The sequence below is a fragment of the Streptomyces sp. SID13666 genome (assembly GCF_010548325.1).
Lineage (GTDB): Bacteria > Actinomycetota > Actinomycetes > Streptomycetales > Streptomycetaceae > Actinacidiphila > Actinacidiphila fildesensis.
In genome coordinates, this window is sequence record NZ_JAAGLX010000066.1 from 1 (window position 1) to 17,104 (window position 17,104).

At 72.6% G+C, this 17,104-nt stretch carries 9 protein-coding genes; 3 read left to right on the top strand and 6 right to left on the bottom strand.

Features of this window, described 5'->3' with window-relative positions:
- Positions 1-729: 729 nt before the first annotated feature.
- Entirely contained in the window at positions 730-1,290 is a 561-nt protein-coding gene (locus tag G3I60_RS40455; protein WP_138359283.1) for a MarR family winged helix-turn-helix transcriptional regulator, read from the bottom strand.
- A 114-nt stretch (positions 1,291-1,404) separates the two neighbouring features.
- Here G3I60_RS40455 and G3I60_RS40460 point away from each other — a divergent pair, with 114 nt between their 5' ends.
- Positions 1,405-2,715 (top strand): MFS transporter, encoded by a 1,311-nt coding sequence (locus G3I60_RS40460; RefSeq protein WP_138359285.1) that lies wholly within the window; start codon positions 1,405-1,407, stop codon positions 2,713-2,715.
- Positions 2,716-2,809: 94 nt separating this feature from the next.
- Here G3I60_RS40460 and G3I60_RS40465 read toward each other — a convergent pair whose 3' ends face one another.
- Positions 2,810-4,570 (bottom strand): SpoIIE family protein phosphatase, encoded by a 1,761-nt coding sequence (locus G3I60_RS40465; protein WP_138359287.1) that lies wholly within the window; start codon positions 4,568-4,570, stop codon positions 2,810-2,812.
- Positions 4,571-4,762: 192 nt separating this feature from the next.
- The gene (locus G3I60_RS40470; protein WP_164298758.1) at positions 4,763-6,133 is read right to left on the bottom strand and encodes an NAD(P)/FAD-dependent oxidoreductase; all 1,371 of its coding nucleotides are present in this window, start codon (positions 6,131-6,133) and stop codon (positions 4,763-4,765) included.
- A gap of 294 nt (positions 6,134-6,427) precedes the next feature.
- Here G3I60_RS40470 and G3I60_RS40475 point away from each other — a divergent pair, with 294 nt between their 5' ends.
- Both G3I60_RS40475 and G3I60_RS40480 read left to right on the top strand, forming a co-directional pair.
- A complete protein-coding gene (locus tag G3I60_RS40475) occupies positions 6,428-7,423 on the top strand; it encodes a TetR/AcrR family transcriptional regulator (protein ID WP_239070896.1) in 996 nt (331 codons plus the stop codon).
- 169 nt (positions 7,424-7,592) lie between these two features.
- The gene (locus tag G3I60_RS40480; RefSeq protein WP_203675088.1) at positions 7,593-9,353 is read left to right on the top strand and encodes a sigma-70 family RNA polymerase sigma factor; all 1,761 of its coding nucleotides are present in this window, start codon (positions 7,593-7,595) and stop codon (positions 9,351-9,353) included.
- Between the two features lie 42 nt (positions 9,354-9,395).
- On the opposite strand, the gene G3I60_RS40485 is transcribed toward G3I60_RS40480, so the two are convergent.
- The 3 genes from G3I60_RS40485 to tmk all read right to left on the bottom strand — a co-directional run bounded on the left by G3I60_RS40485 (position 9,396) and on the right by tmk (position 17,090).
- Positions 9,396-10,106 carry a DsbA family oxidoreductase gene (locus G3I60_RS40485; protein WP_164298754.1) on the bottom strand — a complete coding sequence of 237 codons (711 nt, stop codon included), beginning with the start codon at positions 10,104-10,106 and terminating at the stop codon, positions 9,396-9,398.
- Positions 10,107-10,162: 56 nt separating this feature from the next.
- Positions 10,163-13,633: a BTAD domain-containing putative transcriptional regulator gene (locus tag G3I60_RS40490; RefSeq protein ID WP_343242006.1), complete on the bottom strand. Its 3,471-nt coding sequence runs from the start codon at positions 13,631-13,633 to the stop codon at positions 10,163-10,165.
- Positions 13,634-13,943: 310 nt separating this feature from the next.
- Positions 13,944-17,090 (bottom strand): dTMP kinase, encoded by a 3,147-nt coding sequence (gene tmk, locus G3I60_RS40495; protein WP_164608454.1) that lies wholly within the window; start codon positions 17,088-17,090, stop codon positions 13,944-13,946.
- Positions 17,091-17,104: the final 14 nt, after the last annotated feature.

The following is a 17,104-nucleotide window of genomic DNA, read 5'->3' on the forward strand; positions in this document are numbered from 1 at the left end:
CCAGCGTTCGTCCTGAGCCAGGATCAAACTCTCCGTGAATGTCTCCACGCAAGAGCGGCACCACCGGCCGGAATAAGGCCCGTGGTGCACAGCGTCCTCGCTGTGTAATTGCCTCCCACCAGTTCCCGTCCCGAAGGACCGGAGGGCGGAAGGACTTTTTCAAAGGAACCACCAAACGAAACCCGAATGGGTTCCGCCCGGGGTGTTTTAAGTCTGGCGTTGACTTTTGGCACGCTGTTGAGTTCTCAAGGAACGGACGCTTCCTTTGGTGCCGTCACCGGCGCCCTCCGGGCTTCCCTTCGTGTTTCCGACTCTATCAGACGCTTTCACGCCCGATTCCCAGTCAGCGGGTTTCGCCTTCTTCGCTTTCGCGTTTTCCGGCGATTCCGACTCTATCAGAACCTTTCGGGCCTGACTCCCAGTCAGCGGGGTTTGTCATCGGGGCCGTTGAGCCCTTCCGACGAGTGAAACTTTAGCGGAACTTCGGCTTCCGATCCAATCGGCTGCTTTCCGTTCCCATTCCGAAAACGCGCACGAAAACAAGACGACAGAGCGTCGTTCGTTCGAATGGTTGTCATCTGGAGTGGCTGCCTCGGGACCGACTCGCGTCGGCGTTCACCGGCGGGCAACTCGGAGAACACTACGCATCCATCCGCAGGGTGTCAACCCCCGCCCGTCCGCCCTGCGAAGCCCCCCTGAGAGCCGCGCTGAGAGCCTGCCGGGACACCGTCAGTCGAGGTCTTCCAGCCGGCCGCCGGCGTCCGGCTGAGCCACCTCCACGCGGCGCAGCAGGCGCTGGAGCACTTCGCCCAGCACCGCTCGTTCGTCCGTGGAGAGGTCCTGGAGCAGATCGGCCTCGAAGGCGGCGGCCATGCGCATGGTCTCCAGCCACTTGCCGCGGCCCTCGTCCGTCAGCTCGACGATGACGCGTACGCGGTTGGACTCGTCGCGGTCCCGGGTGACCAGGCCCTCCGTGACCATGCGGTCGATGCGGTGGGTCATGGCGGCCGGGGTGAGGCCGAGGCGCTTGGCGAGATCGCCGGGGCCGAGGCGGTACGGCTTGCCGACGACGACGAGGGCCTTGAGGACCTCCCACTCGGCGTTGCTGATGCCGAGGGCCGAGAGGTGCCGGCCGTAGCCGACGTTCATCCGGCGGTTGAGCCGGCCCAGGGCCGTGACGACCTTCTCGACCTGGGGGTCCACCTCGGGAAATTCGCGCTGGTAGGCCGCGATCTGTTCGTCGAGGTCCAGCTCTTGCGGGGGACTGGCGGGACCGTCTGCTGCGGGCATGGCCCGAGTATGGCACGTAACGGCTTGGCGCTAAAGCCCTTCTGTGTGTACTCTTTAGCTTCTAACTTTAACTTTGAAGTCTTCGAGACTCAACGACAACCGAGGTAGGTGAGTGTGACCACCGAGATGGGCGCGGCTCTGCGCCGGATCCAGCTGGGCAACGCGCTGAGCGCGTTCGGCAACGGCTTCACGGTCCCGTTCCTGTTCATTTACGTGGCACAGGTACGGGATCTTGGTGCGACGACGGCCGGGGTGGTGCTGGCCGCCTATGCCGTGGCCGCGCTCTGCGTGCTGCCGTTCACCGGCCGGGCCATCGACCAGCGAGGGCCGCTGCCCGTGGCCATGACCGGTGCGGTGCTCGCCGCCATCGGCGCGATGGGCTTCGGCCTCGCGTCGACCGCGGTGACCGTGGTCGCGGCGTCGGCCGTCATGGGCGCCGGGGTCGCGATCATCGCGCCGTCGCTCGCCACACTCATCGTGTGGTGCTCCACCACCAAGACCCGCTCGCGGGCCTTCGCGACGCAGTTCTTCCTCAACAACCTCGGTCTGGGCATCGGCGGCCTCATCGGCGGCCTGATGGTCGACACCTCGCGGCCCGGCAGCTTCACGCTGCTGTTCTCGATCGAGGCCGTGATGTTCCTGGTGCTCGGCGCGGTGGTCTGTACCGTGCGGCTGCCGAGGACGTCGCGCATCGAGTGCGCACCGACGGACAAGGCCCCGGGCGGCTGGCGGATGCTGGTCAGGGACCGGGCCATGGTGCAGCTGTGCGTGCTCGGCGGCGTGATGTTCTTCGCCTGCTACGGACAGTTCGAGTCGGGCCTGGCGGCCTTCGCGACCGAGGTCACCCGCATTCAGCCGGCGACGCTCGGAATCGCCCTCGCGGCGAACACGGCCGTCATCGTCGCTGCGCAGTTCCTGATCCTGAAGAAGATCGAGCGGCGGCGGCGCAGCCGGGTCATCGCGGCGGTCGGGCTGATCTGGACGGTCGCCTGGGTCGCGGCGGGTGTCTCGGGTCTGCTGCACGGGAGCCACGCGGTGGCGACGGTGACGCTGATCTCCACGTACGCGCTCTTCGGGCTCGGCGAGGCGATGCTGTCGCCGACCGTCGCTCCGCTCGTCGCCGATCTGGCGCCGGCGCGGATGATCGGGCAGTACAACTCGGCGTTCGCCCTCGTGAAGCAGCTCGCCCTCGCGGTCGGGCCGGCGGTGGGCGGGCTGATGGCCGGGGCCGGGATGTGGGGTGCCTACATCGGCATGCTGATCGCGTTCTCGCTCGGCATCACGTGGCTGGCGCTGCGGATGGGCCGCGGGCTCACTCCCGCCCAGGACAACCCGCACGCCGTCGTTCCGGCGCCGCGTGAGCCGCTGGCGGCCGACCGCCCGCTGGTGACCGGCCGGCCGGTCGAGGCCTCCGTCGGGGGCTGAGCGGCCGAGGAACGCCCCCTTCGCACAGACCGCGAAGAGGGCGAAGACTGAGTAGGACGCTGCCCCGGCCGATCGGCCGGGGCAGCTGTCGTTCTCAGGCGCGTGGAAGGGCGAACTCGCACCAGACGGCCTTGCCGCCGCCGGGCGTCCGGCGGGAGCCCCAGCTGGAGGCGATCGTGGCGATGATCGAGATGCCGCGGCCGGCCTCGTCGGCCGGCTCCGCGCGGCGGCGGCGCGGCAGGTGGTCGTCGCCGTCGGTGACTTCGATGATGAGCCGGCGGTCGGTGCGCCGGAGCCGGAGCTTCATCGGCGGGGTGCCGTGCTGCAGCGAGTTGGCGACCAGCTCGCTGGCGGCGAGAACGCCGAGGTCACGCAGTTCCGCGGGGAAGCGCCAGCTGGACAGGACGCCGGTGGCGAAGGCGCGGGCGCGGGGCGCCGCCTCGATGCCGCCGAGGAGTTCCAGCGAGGCGTTGCGGAAGAGCTCGGCGTCGGCGCCGGTGTGGTCCGGGTACTGCAGGACCAGGACGGCGACGTCGTCGTCGTGCTCGGAGGTCACGCCGAGCGCGCGCAGCAGCCGGTCGCAGATGACCTGTGGGGTGCCGGTGGCGCCGGCGAAGGCGCTCATCAGGGAGTCGATGCCGACGTCGATGTCCTCGCCGCGCCGCTCGACCAGGCCGTCGGTGTAGAGCACCGCCATGGAGCCGGGGCCGAGCGGGATGGATCCGGAGGTGTGCACCCAGCCGCCGGTGCCCAGCGGCGGGCCGGTCGGCTCGTCGGTGCGGTGCACCTGGCCCTCGGGGTCGCGGACGAGGATCGGCAGATGGCCGGCGGTGGCGTACGAGAGCCGCCCCTCGCTGGGGTCGTGGACCGCGTAGACGCAGGTGGCGATCTGGGTGGCGTCGATCTCGGAGGCGAGGCCGTCGAGCAGCTGGATGACCTCGTGCGGCGGGAGGTCGAGCCGCGCGTAGGCGCGGACCGCGGTGCGGAGCTGGCCCATCACGGCGGCGGCGCGGACGCCGCGGCCCATGACGTCGCCGATGACGAGCGCCGTGCGACCGGCGCCGAGGGTGATCACGTCGTACCAGTCGCCGCCGACCGCGGCGTCGGTGCCGCCGGGCTGGTACGTGGCGGCGACCCGCAGATCGTCGGGCTGCTCCAGCTCCTGCGGCAGCAGGCTGCGCTGGAGGGTGACGGCGGTGGCGTGCAGCCGGCGTTCACTCTCCCGGAGGCGCTCGGCGGCCTGTACCTGGTCCGTGACGTCGGCGGCGAAGACCAGGACGCCGCGCTTGGCCTCGGGGACGTCCTGGGTGCCGTGGGCGGCGCTGTGAGCGGTGGTGTGCGCGGCGCCGTGGGTGCCTGGCGCGCCGGGGGCGCCCGGTGTGCCGTCGTGGCCCGCGCCGGTGTGCACCGGCGTGCAGGTGAAGGTGAAGTAGCGGTCCCGGTCGGGGAGGGTGACCTTGCGCGCCTTGACGGTGCGCGGTTTGCCGCTGCGGTGCACCTGGTCCATGAGCGGGAGCAGCCCGAGCTCGTCGAGCTCGGGAAGTCCTTCGCGGGCGGGTTCACCCGTTCTGCGGGCGCCGAAGACCTCGGTGTACGCCTCGTTGACGTACGCGATGCGGTGCGCGGCACCGTAGGTGATGGCGATCAGTGCCGGGACCTGGCTGAGGACGTCGTGGACGGAGAGCGCGTCGACGGCGCACGCCGGCGCTTCCGGGTGCTCGGCGCGGGCCGCGGGCACGGCTCCGCCGGCCGTCGGCGCGTTCGGGGCGGCGGGTGCGGCGTCGGGCGTACGCCCGGCCGCGGCCGTACGGCGCTGCGTGCCGGGGAGCCGGGCGCTCCAGCGGGTGAGGTTCACCGAGCTCCACCTCGCGGCGTTGTTCGGGGCAGCCCGGACCGCCTGGCTCCGCGCGGGGGTACGGGGGGTCGCTCCCCGGGAGAATTCAGCAAACGTCCGATTCCTCGTATTTGTCACGCTTTGCAGGTGCTGGCGCACACATGGTCACACGCCCAGTGTGGCCGACCCGCGGCCCGGGGGGAATCGCGTGGCTCAGGGCGCGTCCGGCTTGGGGAGCCCTCCCGCGGCCAGTTCGAACTCGGCGCGCGGGTGTTCCAGCGAGCCCAGCGAAACGATTTCCCTCTTGAAAAGACCGGACAGTGTCCACTCGGCGAGCACCCGCGCCTTGCGGTTGAACGTGGGCACCCGGCTGAGGTGGTAGGTCCGGTGCATGAACCACGCGGGATAGCCCTTGAGCTTGCGTCCGTAGACGTGGGCGACGCCCTTGTGCAGGCCTAGCGAGGCGACGGATCCGACGTACTTGTGCCGGTACTCCTTCATCGGCTGTCCGCGCAGCGACGCGAGGATGTTCTCGGCCAGCACCTTGGTCTGGCGGACGGCGTGCTGGGCGTTGGGGGCGCACTCCTTGCCGGGCTCCTCCGCCGTCAGGTCCGGAATGGCCGCGGCGTCGCCGGCCGCCCAGGCGCCCTCGACGCCGTCGATCATGAGGGTGGCGGTGCCCTTGAGCCGGCCGCGCTCGTTCAGCGGCAGGTCGGTGGCGGCGAGGATCGGGTGCGGCTTGACGCCCGCGGTCCAGACGACGGTGCGGGTGGGCAGCCGCGTGCCGTCGGAGAGGACCGCGACCCGGTTCTCGCACGAGTCCAGCCGGGTGCCGAGCCGCAGGTCGATGTTGCGGGCGCGCAGCTCCCGGATGGCGTACTTGCCCATCTCCTCACCGACCTCGGGGAGGATCTTCTCGGTGGCCTCGACGAGCACCCACTTCATGTCCTCGGGGCGCAGGTTGTGGTAGTACCGCGTGGCGTAGCGGGCCATGTCCTCGAGCTCGGCGAGTGCCTCGACGCCCGCGTAGCCGCCGCCGACGAAAACGAAGGTGAGCGCGGCGTCCCGTACGTCGACATCGCGGGTCGAGGAGGCGATGTCGAGCTGCTCCAGGACGTGGTTGCGCAGGCCGATGGCTTCCTCGACGGTCTTGAAGCCGATGGCGAACTCGGCGAGGCCCGGGATGGGCAGCGTGCGGGAGACGGAGCCGGGGGCGAGGACGAGGTGGTCGTACGGGATCTCGATCCCGGAGGTGCCCTCCTCCTCGGTGGCCAGGGTCGCCACGGTCGCGACCCGCTTGGCGTGGTCGATGTGCGTCGCCTCGCCCACCACCAGTTGGCACTTGCTCAGCACCCGCCGCAGCGGCACCACGACATGCCGGGGGGAGATCGACCCGGCGGCCGCCTCGGGGAGGAACGGCTGATAGGTCATATAGGGCTGCGGGTCGACGACGATCACTTCCGCTTCGCCGCGCTTCAGCTTCCGCTGCAGGCGCAGGGCGGTGTACATACCGACGTATCCCCCGCCGATCACGAGAATGCGCGGGCTGGTCCTGGCTCTTGACTGGGCTGCCGACTCCGTCATTGCTCCATGACGCAATGGATGAAGGACGTTTGTCCACAGGGCGTACCGCAGTGATTCACCGGATACCCGGATCCGGCAGGTCAGGGATGTGTCGTTGACCGGGCAAAGCCGGTGAAAGAAGAACAGTCGGACCCGCTACTCCGATCGGGGACGCGCCGGGCGGAACGGACCCCCTTCTTTCCTGACCTCGGCTCAACTATGTTCGTACTCCATCGGGGTACGTTCGTCGTGCGCCGATGATCATTACGGGTGGGGAGTCTCCGGGGGGAGACGTCATAACCGGGGGATACACATATGCACATTCAGGACTCTCAATGGACGGTAGCGGCAGGCGCGGAGGGTAACGGCGGCAGCAGCCGCGCGACCCCGCTGCGGGTGGACGCCCAGCGCAATCTGGAACATGTGCTGAGGGCCGCGCGTGAGGTGTTCGGGGAGCTGGGCTACGGGGCGCCGATGGAGGACGTGGCACGCCGTGCGCGCGTCGGCGTCGGCACCGTGTACCGGCGGTTCCCGAGCAAGGACGTACTGGTGCGACGGATCGCCGAGGAGGAGACCTCCCGGCTGACCGAGCAGGCGAGGACCGCTCTCGGGCAGGAGAACGAGGCGTGGTCGGCGCTGGCGCGCTTCCTGCGGACCTCGGTGGCCTCGGGTGCCGGGCGGCTGCTGCCGCCGCAGGTGCTGCGGGTCAGGACCGGGGTGTCCGGGGTGCCGGCGGCGCCAGGCGGCTCCGGTGGATCCGGGTTCGCCGTCGAGGCGGCTGTTTCCGCACTGTCCGGGCTGCCCGCGCATTCCGGGCTGTCGGACGAGGCGGCGCGGGTTCCGCAGCAGCGGGCGCCGCTGAGCGTGGCGGTGGAGCCGGGCGAACTGTCGACTGGACTCGCGGATCCGGCGCCGGTGGCCGATCCGTCGGCCGACGGATCATCCGGCACTTCCCTCGGCACGTCGGCGGGCACGTCGGCCGGCTCGGCTCCGGTGCTCGACGCGGCCGTTCCCGACGGTGCCGGGGAAGCGGACGACGCCGGGATTCCCGCGCTGCTGGAGGTCGTCGGCCAGCTCGTCGACCGGGCGCGGGCGGCGGGCGAACTGCGGGGTGATGTCTCGGTGGCAGACGTGCTGCTGGTGATAGCCACCGCGGCGCCCTCGCTGCCCGATCCGGCACAGCAGGCGGCGGCGTCGGCACGGCTGCTGGAGATCCTGCTGGACGGACTGCGCTCACGCCCGTCCTCCGCGGCCGCGGAGGGCCCTTCGGCCCCGTCCACGCTCAGTTGGAGCACGGCCCCGGCCGAGTAGACCGGGTGAAAAGGCGATCAATGGTGAAGGACCGGTGAGCGAAAGCTCCCCGGACGAGTGGTTCCCTGTCGCGGCATATCTCGGGATGCACATGGTGTGACACCCTGGCGCGGTGGACGAGGCAAACGGCGAGTCGAACGCTGCTGCAAGTGCGGAAGCGGGCGGCGGACTGCCATCGCGCCGGGTTCCCGAGCAGCGTGAACCGGAGTCCCACGTACCGCTGTCGGACGCCGATCTGGTCGCCCGGGTACGCGGTGGTGACGACAGCTCGTACGAGGAGCTGTACCGGCGGCACGCCGATTCGGTACGCCGCTATGCCCGCAGCTGCTGCCGGGACGCGCACACCGCCGAGGACCTGACCGGCGAGGTCTTCGCGCGCACGCTCCAGGCGGTGCGCGGCGGCAGCGGTCCGGACTCGGCGGTGCGCGCCTACCTGTTGACGACGGTCCGGCGCGTCGCCGCGTCCTGGGGCAACACCGCCCGGCGCGAGCAACTCGTCGAGGACTTCGCGGTGTTCGCGGTGTCGGCGGCGGGTTCGTCCACGAACGAGGACACGCTGGACCTGGGCGCGGACGTCCGCGCCATGCACGACGCCGAGCAGTCGCTGGCCATCCGGGCGTTCCGTACGCTGCCCGAGCGGTGGCAGACGGTGCTGTGGCACACCGCCGTCGAGGAGGAGTCGCCGAGCGAGATCGCCCCGCTGCTCGGCCTGACGGCCAACGCCACGGCAGTACTGGCGCACCGGGCCCGCGAGGGTCTGCGGCAGGCCTATCTGCAGGCGCACGTGAGCTCGACGCTGACCACCGGGAGCAGTTGCGCGCGCTACGCCGACCGGCTGGGCGCGCATGCGCGCGGCGGTCTGCGGATGCGGGCGGACCGGGAGTTGAGCAAGCACCTCAAGGAGTGCGAACGGTGCCGGGCGGCGGCGCTGGAACTGGCCGATGTCAACTCGGCGCTCAAGGGCCTGCTGCCGGTCGCGGTCATCGGCTGGTTCGCCGCCGCGTACGCGGCGAAGGTGGCCGGCATCGTGGCGGGTGTCGGAGTGGCGAGTGCCGCCGGAGGTGCGGCAGCCGCCGCCACGGGTGCCGCGTCGGGTGGCGGTGCGGGAGCCGGCGCCGCCGGCGGAGGCGCCGCGGCCGAGGGTCTCGGCGCGCCCGTGAAGGCCGGGATCGTGGCGGCCGTGGTGGTCGCCGCCGCCGGTATCGCGTTCGCCGCGATGAACATCGGGCATGACGCGCCAGCGCCGAAGCCGCAGGCCAAGCCGGCGGTGGTGGCGCCCGTCACCACACCGCCGCCGACGCCGCCCCCGAAGCCGAAGCCGAGCCCCGAGCCGCCGAGGGTGGCACCGAAGCCGCCGGCGCCGAAGCCGACGCCGAAGCCCGCCGTTCCCGTTGCTCAGCCGAAGCCGAAGCCGTCGCCCTCCCCCACGCCGTCACCCGCCCCGAAGCCCACGCCCGAGCCGACCCCCACACCCACTCCCGCCCCGCCCCCCGCTCCCACGGTCTTCCAGGTCAATCAGCTGGGGTGGAGCGGGATCGGTGACAACACGAAGCCGACGGTGCGGCTCGGGCGCAGCAGCTGGGTCTGGGACCGCTGGGGCCTGAACATCGGCGGCGAGGAGTACGAACACGGCATCACCGTCCGCTCCCCGTCGTCCGTGCTCATCGACCTCAACCGCAGCTGCACGACGTACGACGCACTGGCCGGTGTCGACGACATGACCATGGGGCTGGGCGCGGTCCGCTTCTCCGTCTACGGCGACAACGGGCGGCTGTGGCGGTCGCAGGTGGTGCGCGGGGGCGACGCGGCGGTGCCGGTGAGTGTCGGGATCGCCGGGCAGAAGACGATCCGGCTGGTCGTCGAGTCCGCCGAGCGCTACCAGTTCGTGAACGTGGCGGACTGGGCCCAGTCCAGGATCAGCTGCCAGTAGGGGCCGTTCCTGATCGGCAGGGCATCGGCAGGGAAGGCGGCCTCAGTGGTCGTGGTCCTTCGCCGGGACCTCGCAGGCTCCATCGGCGCACACGCCGCCGTCCTGGTCCGTCACGACCGTTCCGGTCTCCTTCGCTACCTGTTCCAGGGCGCGGAGGAACGTGGACGTCTCCTGGCCGCCCTGGACCATCCACGTGCCCTCGAAGACGAAGGTCGGGACGGCCGTGATGCCGAGCTGCCGGGCCTCGTCGATCTCCCCGGTCACCTCGTCGACGAGGTCGTCGCCGGCGAGGAACGCGGCGACCGGCGCCCGGTCCAGGCCGACGGCCACGGCGGCGTCGGCGAGGCGCTCGCGGTCGCCGATGTCCAGACCCTCGCCGAAGTGGGCGTCCAGGAGCCGGCCCTTGAGGCGCGCCTGCGCGGCGTGGCCGTAGGTGTCGAGCACGAAACGCAGCAGGCGGTGGGCGAGCAGCGAGTTGTTCTCGACCACGGTGTCGAAGTCGAAGGTCAGGCCTTCGGCCGCGCCGAGCTGGGTGATCTTCTCGTCCATGGCGAGGGCCTGGGGCCCGTACTTGGCGGCCAGCACCTCGCGGTGCGGCTGCGGCTTCTCGGGGGCGGCCGGGTCGAGCTGGAACGGCCGGTAGACCACTTCGACGGACGCGGCCCCCGGGAAGGCGGCGAGGGCGCGCTCGAAGCGGGCCTTGCCGACGTGGCACCACGGGCAGGCGATGTCGCTGTAGATCTCGACCTTCACGGACACTCCCAAATTGCTTGAATGATCAATATTCAGCAACGGTGGCCGGTACGGAGCTATTCCCCGGCGGTGGCGGAAGCGGGGGCCGGGGCGGAAGCGGGGGCCGGGGCGCTGGCTGCCGCCGCCGCCGCGAGGGTGGCGGCCGTGGCGGAGGCTGCCGCCGCCGCGAGGGTGGCGGCCGTGGCGTCCAGGTCCAGTCCCTCGCCCTCCGCGTACGCGGCCTCGTACCCGGCGTCGCCCAGCACGGCACGCGCACCCGCCTCCGCCCCGCGGAAGCTCACCGTCTCCGGGACCGTACGCGGCAGCAGCGGCCCGCGCAGCGCCGACGACGCCCCGTGCAGCCGTGCGGCGGCCCCCGGCTCGCCCAGCTCGACGAGGAGCTCGGACCCGTACTCCAGCAGGCCCGCGATCATCGGCTCCGTGGAGCCCGTGTCGATGCCCAGCCGCACCGCGCCACTGACCTGGTTCAGCGCGTCCCGCGGATCGCCCTCCGCGGCCGCGATCCGGGCGAAGAGACCGGCGAGAACCACCGCGAAGACCGGTGGCGGAGTGCCCTGGCTCGCCTCGTCACGGGCCAGCACGCACAGCTCACGGGCCCGCTGCACATCGCCGCGGCGCAGCGACAGCCACGCGGACAGGGCGCGGACGTAGTTCCGCGCGTCCATCACCCCGAACTGCTCCGCCCCCTCCTCGGCCCGGCGGCAGAGCTTCTCGGCCTCCGCGTCATCACCCGAACGGATGGCCAGCTCGGCCATCCGCCCGACGAGGAACGGCCCCTCGGCGCGGGCGCCCAGCTCCTCGCCGAGCCGGAGCGCCGCCTCGAAGTCGGCGCGGGCCGCCGCGTACTCGCCCCACATGACCTCCATCTCGGCGCGCGCGCCATGCACCTGCGCGAGCATCCAGCGGTCGCCGACGCGGCCGCTGAGGACCGTCAGCTCGTTCCAGTCGTCGGTGGCACGGGCCAGTCCGCCGGGCAGGTCGATGGTGACGTGCGTACGGAACATCAGGGCGGCCGCGAGCGCCCAGTCGTCCCCGTACTCACGGCAGTTGGCGACGACGGAGTCCGTGCACTCGCGGATCGCCAGACGTCCGCCGCCGACGTAGCTCGCGATCGGCCACAGCAGGCCAGGGAAGCGGGCCGAGGCCGCCCCCGCGTCCCCGTACACATCGGCGATCAGCGCGGCCGTCTCCTGCACCGGACGGGTGTTGAGGAACTCCTCCGAGGCGTGGTCCGTACTCACGAAGAACGTCAGCAGCCGGGCGTCCATCCGCGCCCAGAAGAACGGGTCGTCCCGCTCGCCCGGTTCGCTCATCTCGATGATCCGTCCCAGCCAGCCGGCGCCCTCCTCCCGGTAGTTGCGCAGCCACCAGAACCAGCCCATGTCGACGGCCAGGGGCAGCGCGTCCGCCTCGTCCTGCGCCGTGATCGCCCGTTGCAGTGCCGCGCGGATGTTGTCCAGCTCGGCCTCCAGCCGGCGCAGCCACACCAGTTGGCGGGTGGTGCGCAGCTCCGGGTCGGCGGTCCGCACGAACCGCCGGAAGTAGTGGGTGTGGCGGCGGGCGGCCGCCGCGAGCTCCTGCGGGCGCTCCTGGGCGCGTTCGGCCGCGTACTCGTGGATCGTCTCGAGGAAGCGGTAGCGGACGCCGTCCTCGGTCTGGATCGAGGTGCCGGTGCTGGTGCTGGTGCCCGTACCGGTGCCGGTGCCGGTGCTGGTGCCGGTGCTGGTGCCGGTCTCTGTGCCGTCGTCCTCGTTGTTCTTGTCCGGCTGTGCCGCGACCACCAGGGACTTGTCGACCAGCTGGCCGATCAGCTCGATGACGTCGTCCCCGCCGACCACCGCCTCGGCGGCGGCCAGCGTCCAGCCGCCCGCGAAGACGCTCAGGCTGCGCAGCGCCGAGTGCTCCTCCTCCGACAGCAGGTCCCAGCTCCAGTCGACGACCGCGCGCAGCGTCTGCTGACGCGGCAGGAGCGTACGGCTGCCGCTGGTGAGCAGGCGGAACCGGTTGTCCAGGCGGTCGGCGATCTGCCGCGGGGACAGCATGCGCAGCCGGGCCGCGGCCAGTTCGATCGCCAGCGGCAGACCGTCCAGCCGGCGGCAGATCTCGTCGACGGCCGCCACGTCCTGCTCCGGGTCGAACCCCGGGCGCACGGCCACGGCGCGCTCGGCGAACAGCCGGTGCGCGGTCGTCGGCGACAGCGGCTCCACCGGGCGCACCGTCTCGCCCGGCACTCCCAGCGGCTCCCTGCTCGTCGCCAGCACCGTGACGCCGGGGCACGCGGCGAGCAGTTCGGCCGCCAACTCGGCCGCCGCGCCGATCACATGCTCGCAGTTGTCCAGCACGAGCAGCAGCCAGCGGTGCGCGCAGTGCTCCAGCAGGCGCACGGTCGGATCACCGGGGTCGGCGCCCGCGCCGCCTGCCGAACCCTTGATGCCCTCGCGGGCCACGCCGAAGATCGTCGTGTCCCGGCGGCCGAGAGCGCTCAGGACCGCCTGCGGCACCGCTTCGGGATGGTCGAGCGGGGCCAGTTCCGCGATCCAGACCCCGTCCGGGTAGTCCGAGCCGGTCAGCGCCGCACCCGCCTCTTCCGAGAGACGGGTCTTACCGGAGCCGCCGGGTCCGGTGAGCGTCACCAGGCGCGACTGCGCCACGTCGGCCCGGATTTCGAGGAGTTCGAGCTCGCGGCCGACGAAACTCGTGAGTCTTGGGCGGAGGTTTCCCTGCGGGGCTTTGAGTGGTCGGGGTGGTGGTGCGGGGGTGGGGGTGCGGGTGGGGGCTGGGGTGGTTTGTGCGGGTGGTTCGTCCGTTGCCAGGAGTTGGGCGTGCAGCGCGCGGAGTTCCGGGCCCGGGTCCGCGCCCAACTGGTCCGCGAGCGCCCTGCGGGCCTGTTCGTACGCCACGAGCGCGTCCGCGGAGCGGTGCGCGGCGCGCAGCGCCCTGATCAGCTGTACGTGGAACGGCTCGTCCAGCGGGTGGTCCGCGACCAGCTCCCGCAGCTGGGGCAGCGTCTCGGCGGCGCGTCCGCAGGCCAGGTCCGCGTCGATCCTGCGGTGCAGCGCCGTGAGGCGCAGCGCCTCGGGGCGGGCCGGCGCCGACCGCCGGTCCGGCAGATCCGCGAACGCCGGGCCGCGCCACAGGGCGAGTGCCTCGCGCAGTTTGCTCGCGGCGGTCTCCGGGTGGCCCGCGTCGAGGGCTGCGGCGCCTTCTGCGGCGAGCCGCTCGAAGACGTGGAGGTCGACGTCACCGGGTCCGGTGAGGAGGCGGTAGCCGCCGGGGCCGGAGGTCACGACGTCCTTGCCCAGGGCACGTCGCAGACGGGAGACGAGCGCTTGGAGCGCGCCGCTCGCATCGTGCGGGAGGTCGGCGTCCGGGCCCCAGACCTCTGCGATGAGGGCGTCGGCGGAGACGGGGCGGTCGGCGTGGAGGGCGAGGGCGGCGAGCAGGGCGCGGAGCCGGCTGCCGCCTAGGGGGACGGGGGCGCCGGAGGGGTCACGTGCTTCCGTGGTGCCGAGGATCAGGTACCGCACGGGGTCCATTCTGCCGGGTTGGTGTGCGGGCCGGTGGTGGGCTCCGGCGCCCGGGCCCTCCGGGAGCGTCTTGGGGAACGCCCGGGTGTGGGCGGGCGGGTCCCGACGCACGTGCATCCGTACCGGCATTGGGCAGGTGGGTGGGAAAAGCCCGCCGCAGGCGCAACGGTGGAGCGGGCGCCGACGTACCCGCACCCCCGCCGGAGTCGGCGCGGCCCGCCGCAGGCGCAACGGTGGCGCGGGCGCCTACCTACCCGCACCCCCGCCGGTAGGCGAAAGGCGCCGTCGTGCCCGCGCGCCCCGTCGGGGGCTACCGGCCCCTCGGGCCGTCTTCGTCGTCGTGGGAGCCCAGGAGTTCGTCCGCCAGGGTGGGGAGGTCGTCGAGGGGGGTTTCCTCGGCCCAGTCGGAGCGGGGGCGGCGGGCCGGAGGGGCCTTGTCGGGGTTGATCGCGGGGAGTTCGCGGGTGCGCTCGTTGTCGGGGGTCGTCTCCGGGCGGAAGAAGCCCGGCGGGACGCGGTCGGCCGGGCTGCGGTCCGCAGGTTCCGGGCGGACGGGCGGCAGGACCGCCGTCTCATCCGCTGCCGGGGCCTTCGGGAGGACGGATGTCTTGTCCGCGGCGGAGGCCGGGGCCTTGGGGACCTTCGGGAGGACGGTGGTCTCGTCCGCTGCCGGGGTCTTGGGGACCTTCGGGAGGACGGATGTCTTGTCCGCGGCGGAGGCCGGGGCCTTGGGGACCTTCGGGAGGACGGTGGTCTCGTCCGCTGCCGGGGTCTTCGGAACCTGCGGGAGGACGGTGGTCTCCGCCTCCGGAGCCTTGGGCGCCGGCTTCGGGGTCTCCACGGTCTGCGTGGTGTTGCTGGCGGCTGCCGCCGCTGCCGCCGCGGCCGCGGCTGCTGCCGCGCGGGCCTCTTCGGCGCGGCGCAGGGCGTCCTCGGCCTTGCGCTGCTTCTCCAGGCGGCGGGCCTCGGCCTCGGCGCGGAGCCGGGACTCCTCCTCGGCCTGGCGGCGCAGCCGGTCCTGTTCTGCGGCACGGGCGGCCGCCTCGGCGGCGAGCCGGAGCCGTTCCTCCTCGGCGAGGCGGGCGGCCTCCTCGGCGCGCAGGCGGGCCGCTTCGGCCTCCTGCTCGGCGGCTTCGCGGCGGGCGGCCTCCTCGGCCTCCCGCTGGCGCTCGGCCTCCTCCTCGCGGAGCCGGGCGAGCTGGGCCTGGCGTTCGGCTTCGAGGCGGGCTTCCTCGGCGAGCCGGGCCGCCTCTTCCTCGGCGCGGATGCGGGCGGCTTCCTCGGCCTGGCGGCGGGCTTCCTCGCGGGCGTCGATCTCCTGCTGGGAGAGCGGCAGTGCCTGGTCGAGGCGGTGCCTGACGACGGTGGTGACCGCTTCGGGCTCCTGGCCGGCGTCGATGACGAGGTAGCGGGAGGGGTCGGCGGCGGCGGGGGTCAGGAAGCCGGCGCGGACCCGCTGGTGGAACTCGGCGGGCTCGGACTCGAGTCGGTCCGGGGCCTCGGTGAAGCGCTCGCGGGCCGCTTCGGGCGAGACGTCGAGGAGGACCGTCAGGTTGGGGACCAGTCCGTCGGTGGCCCAGCGGGAGATGCGGGCGATCTCGGTGGGAGCCAGGTCGCGGCCGGCGCCCTGGTAGGCGACGGAGGAGTCGATGTAGCGGTCGGAGATCACGACGGCGCCGCGTTCCAGGGCGGGACGGACGACGGAGTCGACGTGTTCCGCGCGGTCGGCGGCGTACAGCAGCGCCTCGGCGCGGTGCGACAGGCCGGCGGACGAGACGTCCAGCAGGATCGAGCGCAGCCGCTTGCCGACGGCGGTAGCGCCCGGTTCGCGGGTGACGACGACCTCGTGGCCCTTGGCGCGGATCCATTCGGAGAGCGCCTCGACCTGGGTGGACTTCCCGGCGCCGTCGCCGCCCTCTATGGCGATGAAGAAGCCGGTGGCGGAGGGTGCCGCGGCGGGCTCGCCGCCGCGCAGGGCCTCGCGCAGGTCGCGGCGGAGCGGTACGCCCTGGCGGTCGTCGGTCTTGCCCAGGACGAGGGCGGCGACCGGCAGCAGGAGCGCGCCGATCAGCATGAGCGTGAAGGCGGCGCCGCCGTGCTGGAAGGTGAAGTGGCCGTTGGCGAGGCGGTGCGGGCCGATGAGTCCGGCGAGCACCGGGGCGCCGATGGCGGCCACGGCGACCGCGACGCGGACGACGGCGTGCAGGTGGTCGGTGGTGCGCGCGCGGCGCTGCTCCTCGGCCTCCTGCTCGATGAGGAGGTGGCCAGTGTTGGCGGTGACGCCGGCGGCCGTACCGGCGAGAGCCGCCAGCAGCAGGACGGTGGTCTGGTCGGGGACCAGTCCGGTGAGCAGCAGCGCGAGGCCGGTGACGGCGATGGCGATGGCCAGCAGGCGGCGGCGCGAGAGGGTCGGCAGGGTGCGCGGTCCGACCCGGATGCCGGTGACGGTGCCCGCGGTCAGTGCCAGGACGAGGAGTCCGAAGCCGACCGGGCCGAAGCCGAGGTCGAGTGCGTGCAGCACCGACAGGGCGACGGCGGCGGCGATCGAGCCGGCCACGCCCGCGGTGGCCAGGACGAGGAGCGGGAGGGCGCCCGTGCGGCCGCGCTCCGAGCCGTCGGGTCCCTTGGGGAGCCGGAGGCCTTCGAGCGGGGAGTGCGGGCGGACCGTCGTGCTGTCGGGCAGTTCGAGGAAGTACAGCACCGCGATGGACGCGGAGAACAGCCCGGCGGCGACGTAGGAGGAGAGCGCGACCTGGTGGAGGTCGAACCAGTTCACGCCGAGCGCGAGCAGGCTGTTCAGCAGGGTCACGACGACGAGCGCGGCCGCGGCGAGCGGCAGGGCGACGAACCCGGTGCGCAGGTCGAGGCGGTGGAGCGTCGCGAGGTGGTCGGGGGCGGGGCGTACGGCCGTGTCGCCGGGGGTCGGGACCGGGAGCAGCCCGGGGGCCGCGCCGTCCTTGGCGACCGTCCACAGGCGTTCGGCGATACCGGCCACGAAGGCGGTGACGAGCAGCCAGGTGACGGCGGAGGACGGCACCCAGGTGATCCACAGCGGGGCGACGATGAACAGCGCCAGCCGTGCGCCGTCCGCGCCGATCATGGTCCAGCGGCGGTCCAGGGCGCCGGCGGTCGCGGTGAGCGCCGACAGCGGGCCGAGCAGTACGGCGCCGAAGAGCAGGGTGGACACCAGCCGGACGCCGAGCACCGCGGCGACGGCGAAGGCCGCGCCCCGGTAGCCGCCGCCGAAGGACCCAGCGAGGACGGCTGCCTGCACGGTCAGCCAGATCAGCACCAGCATGCCGAGCCGGTCGGCGATGCCTCCGGTGAGCTGGGCGCTCCACAGCTTCCGCAGCGGCGGGATCTTCAGCAGGGCACCTACCGCCCGCTCGCGCGAGTCCGCCGCGAGGTCGCCGGCGAAAGCGTCGGTCACGTCCCTTGGCCGCTCGATTCGCGTCATTCGGACAGCCTATC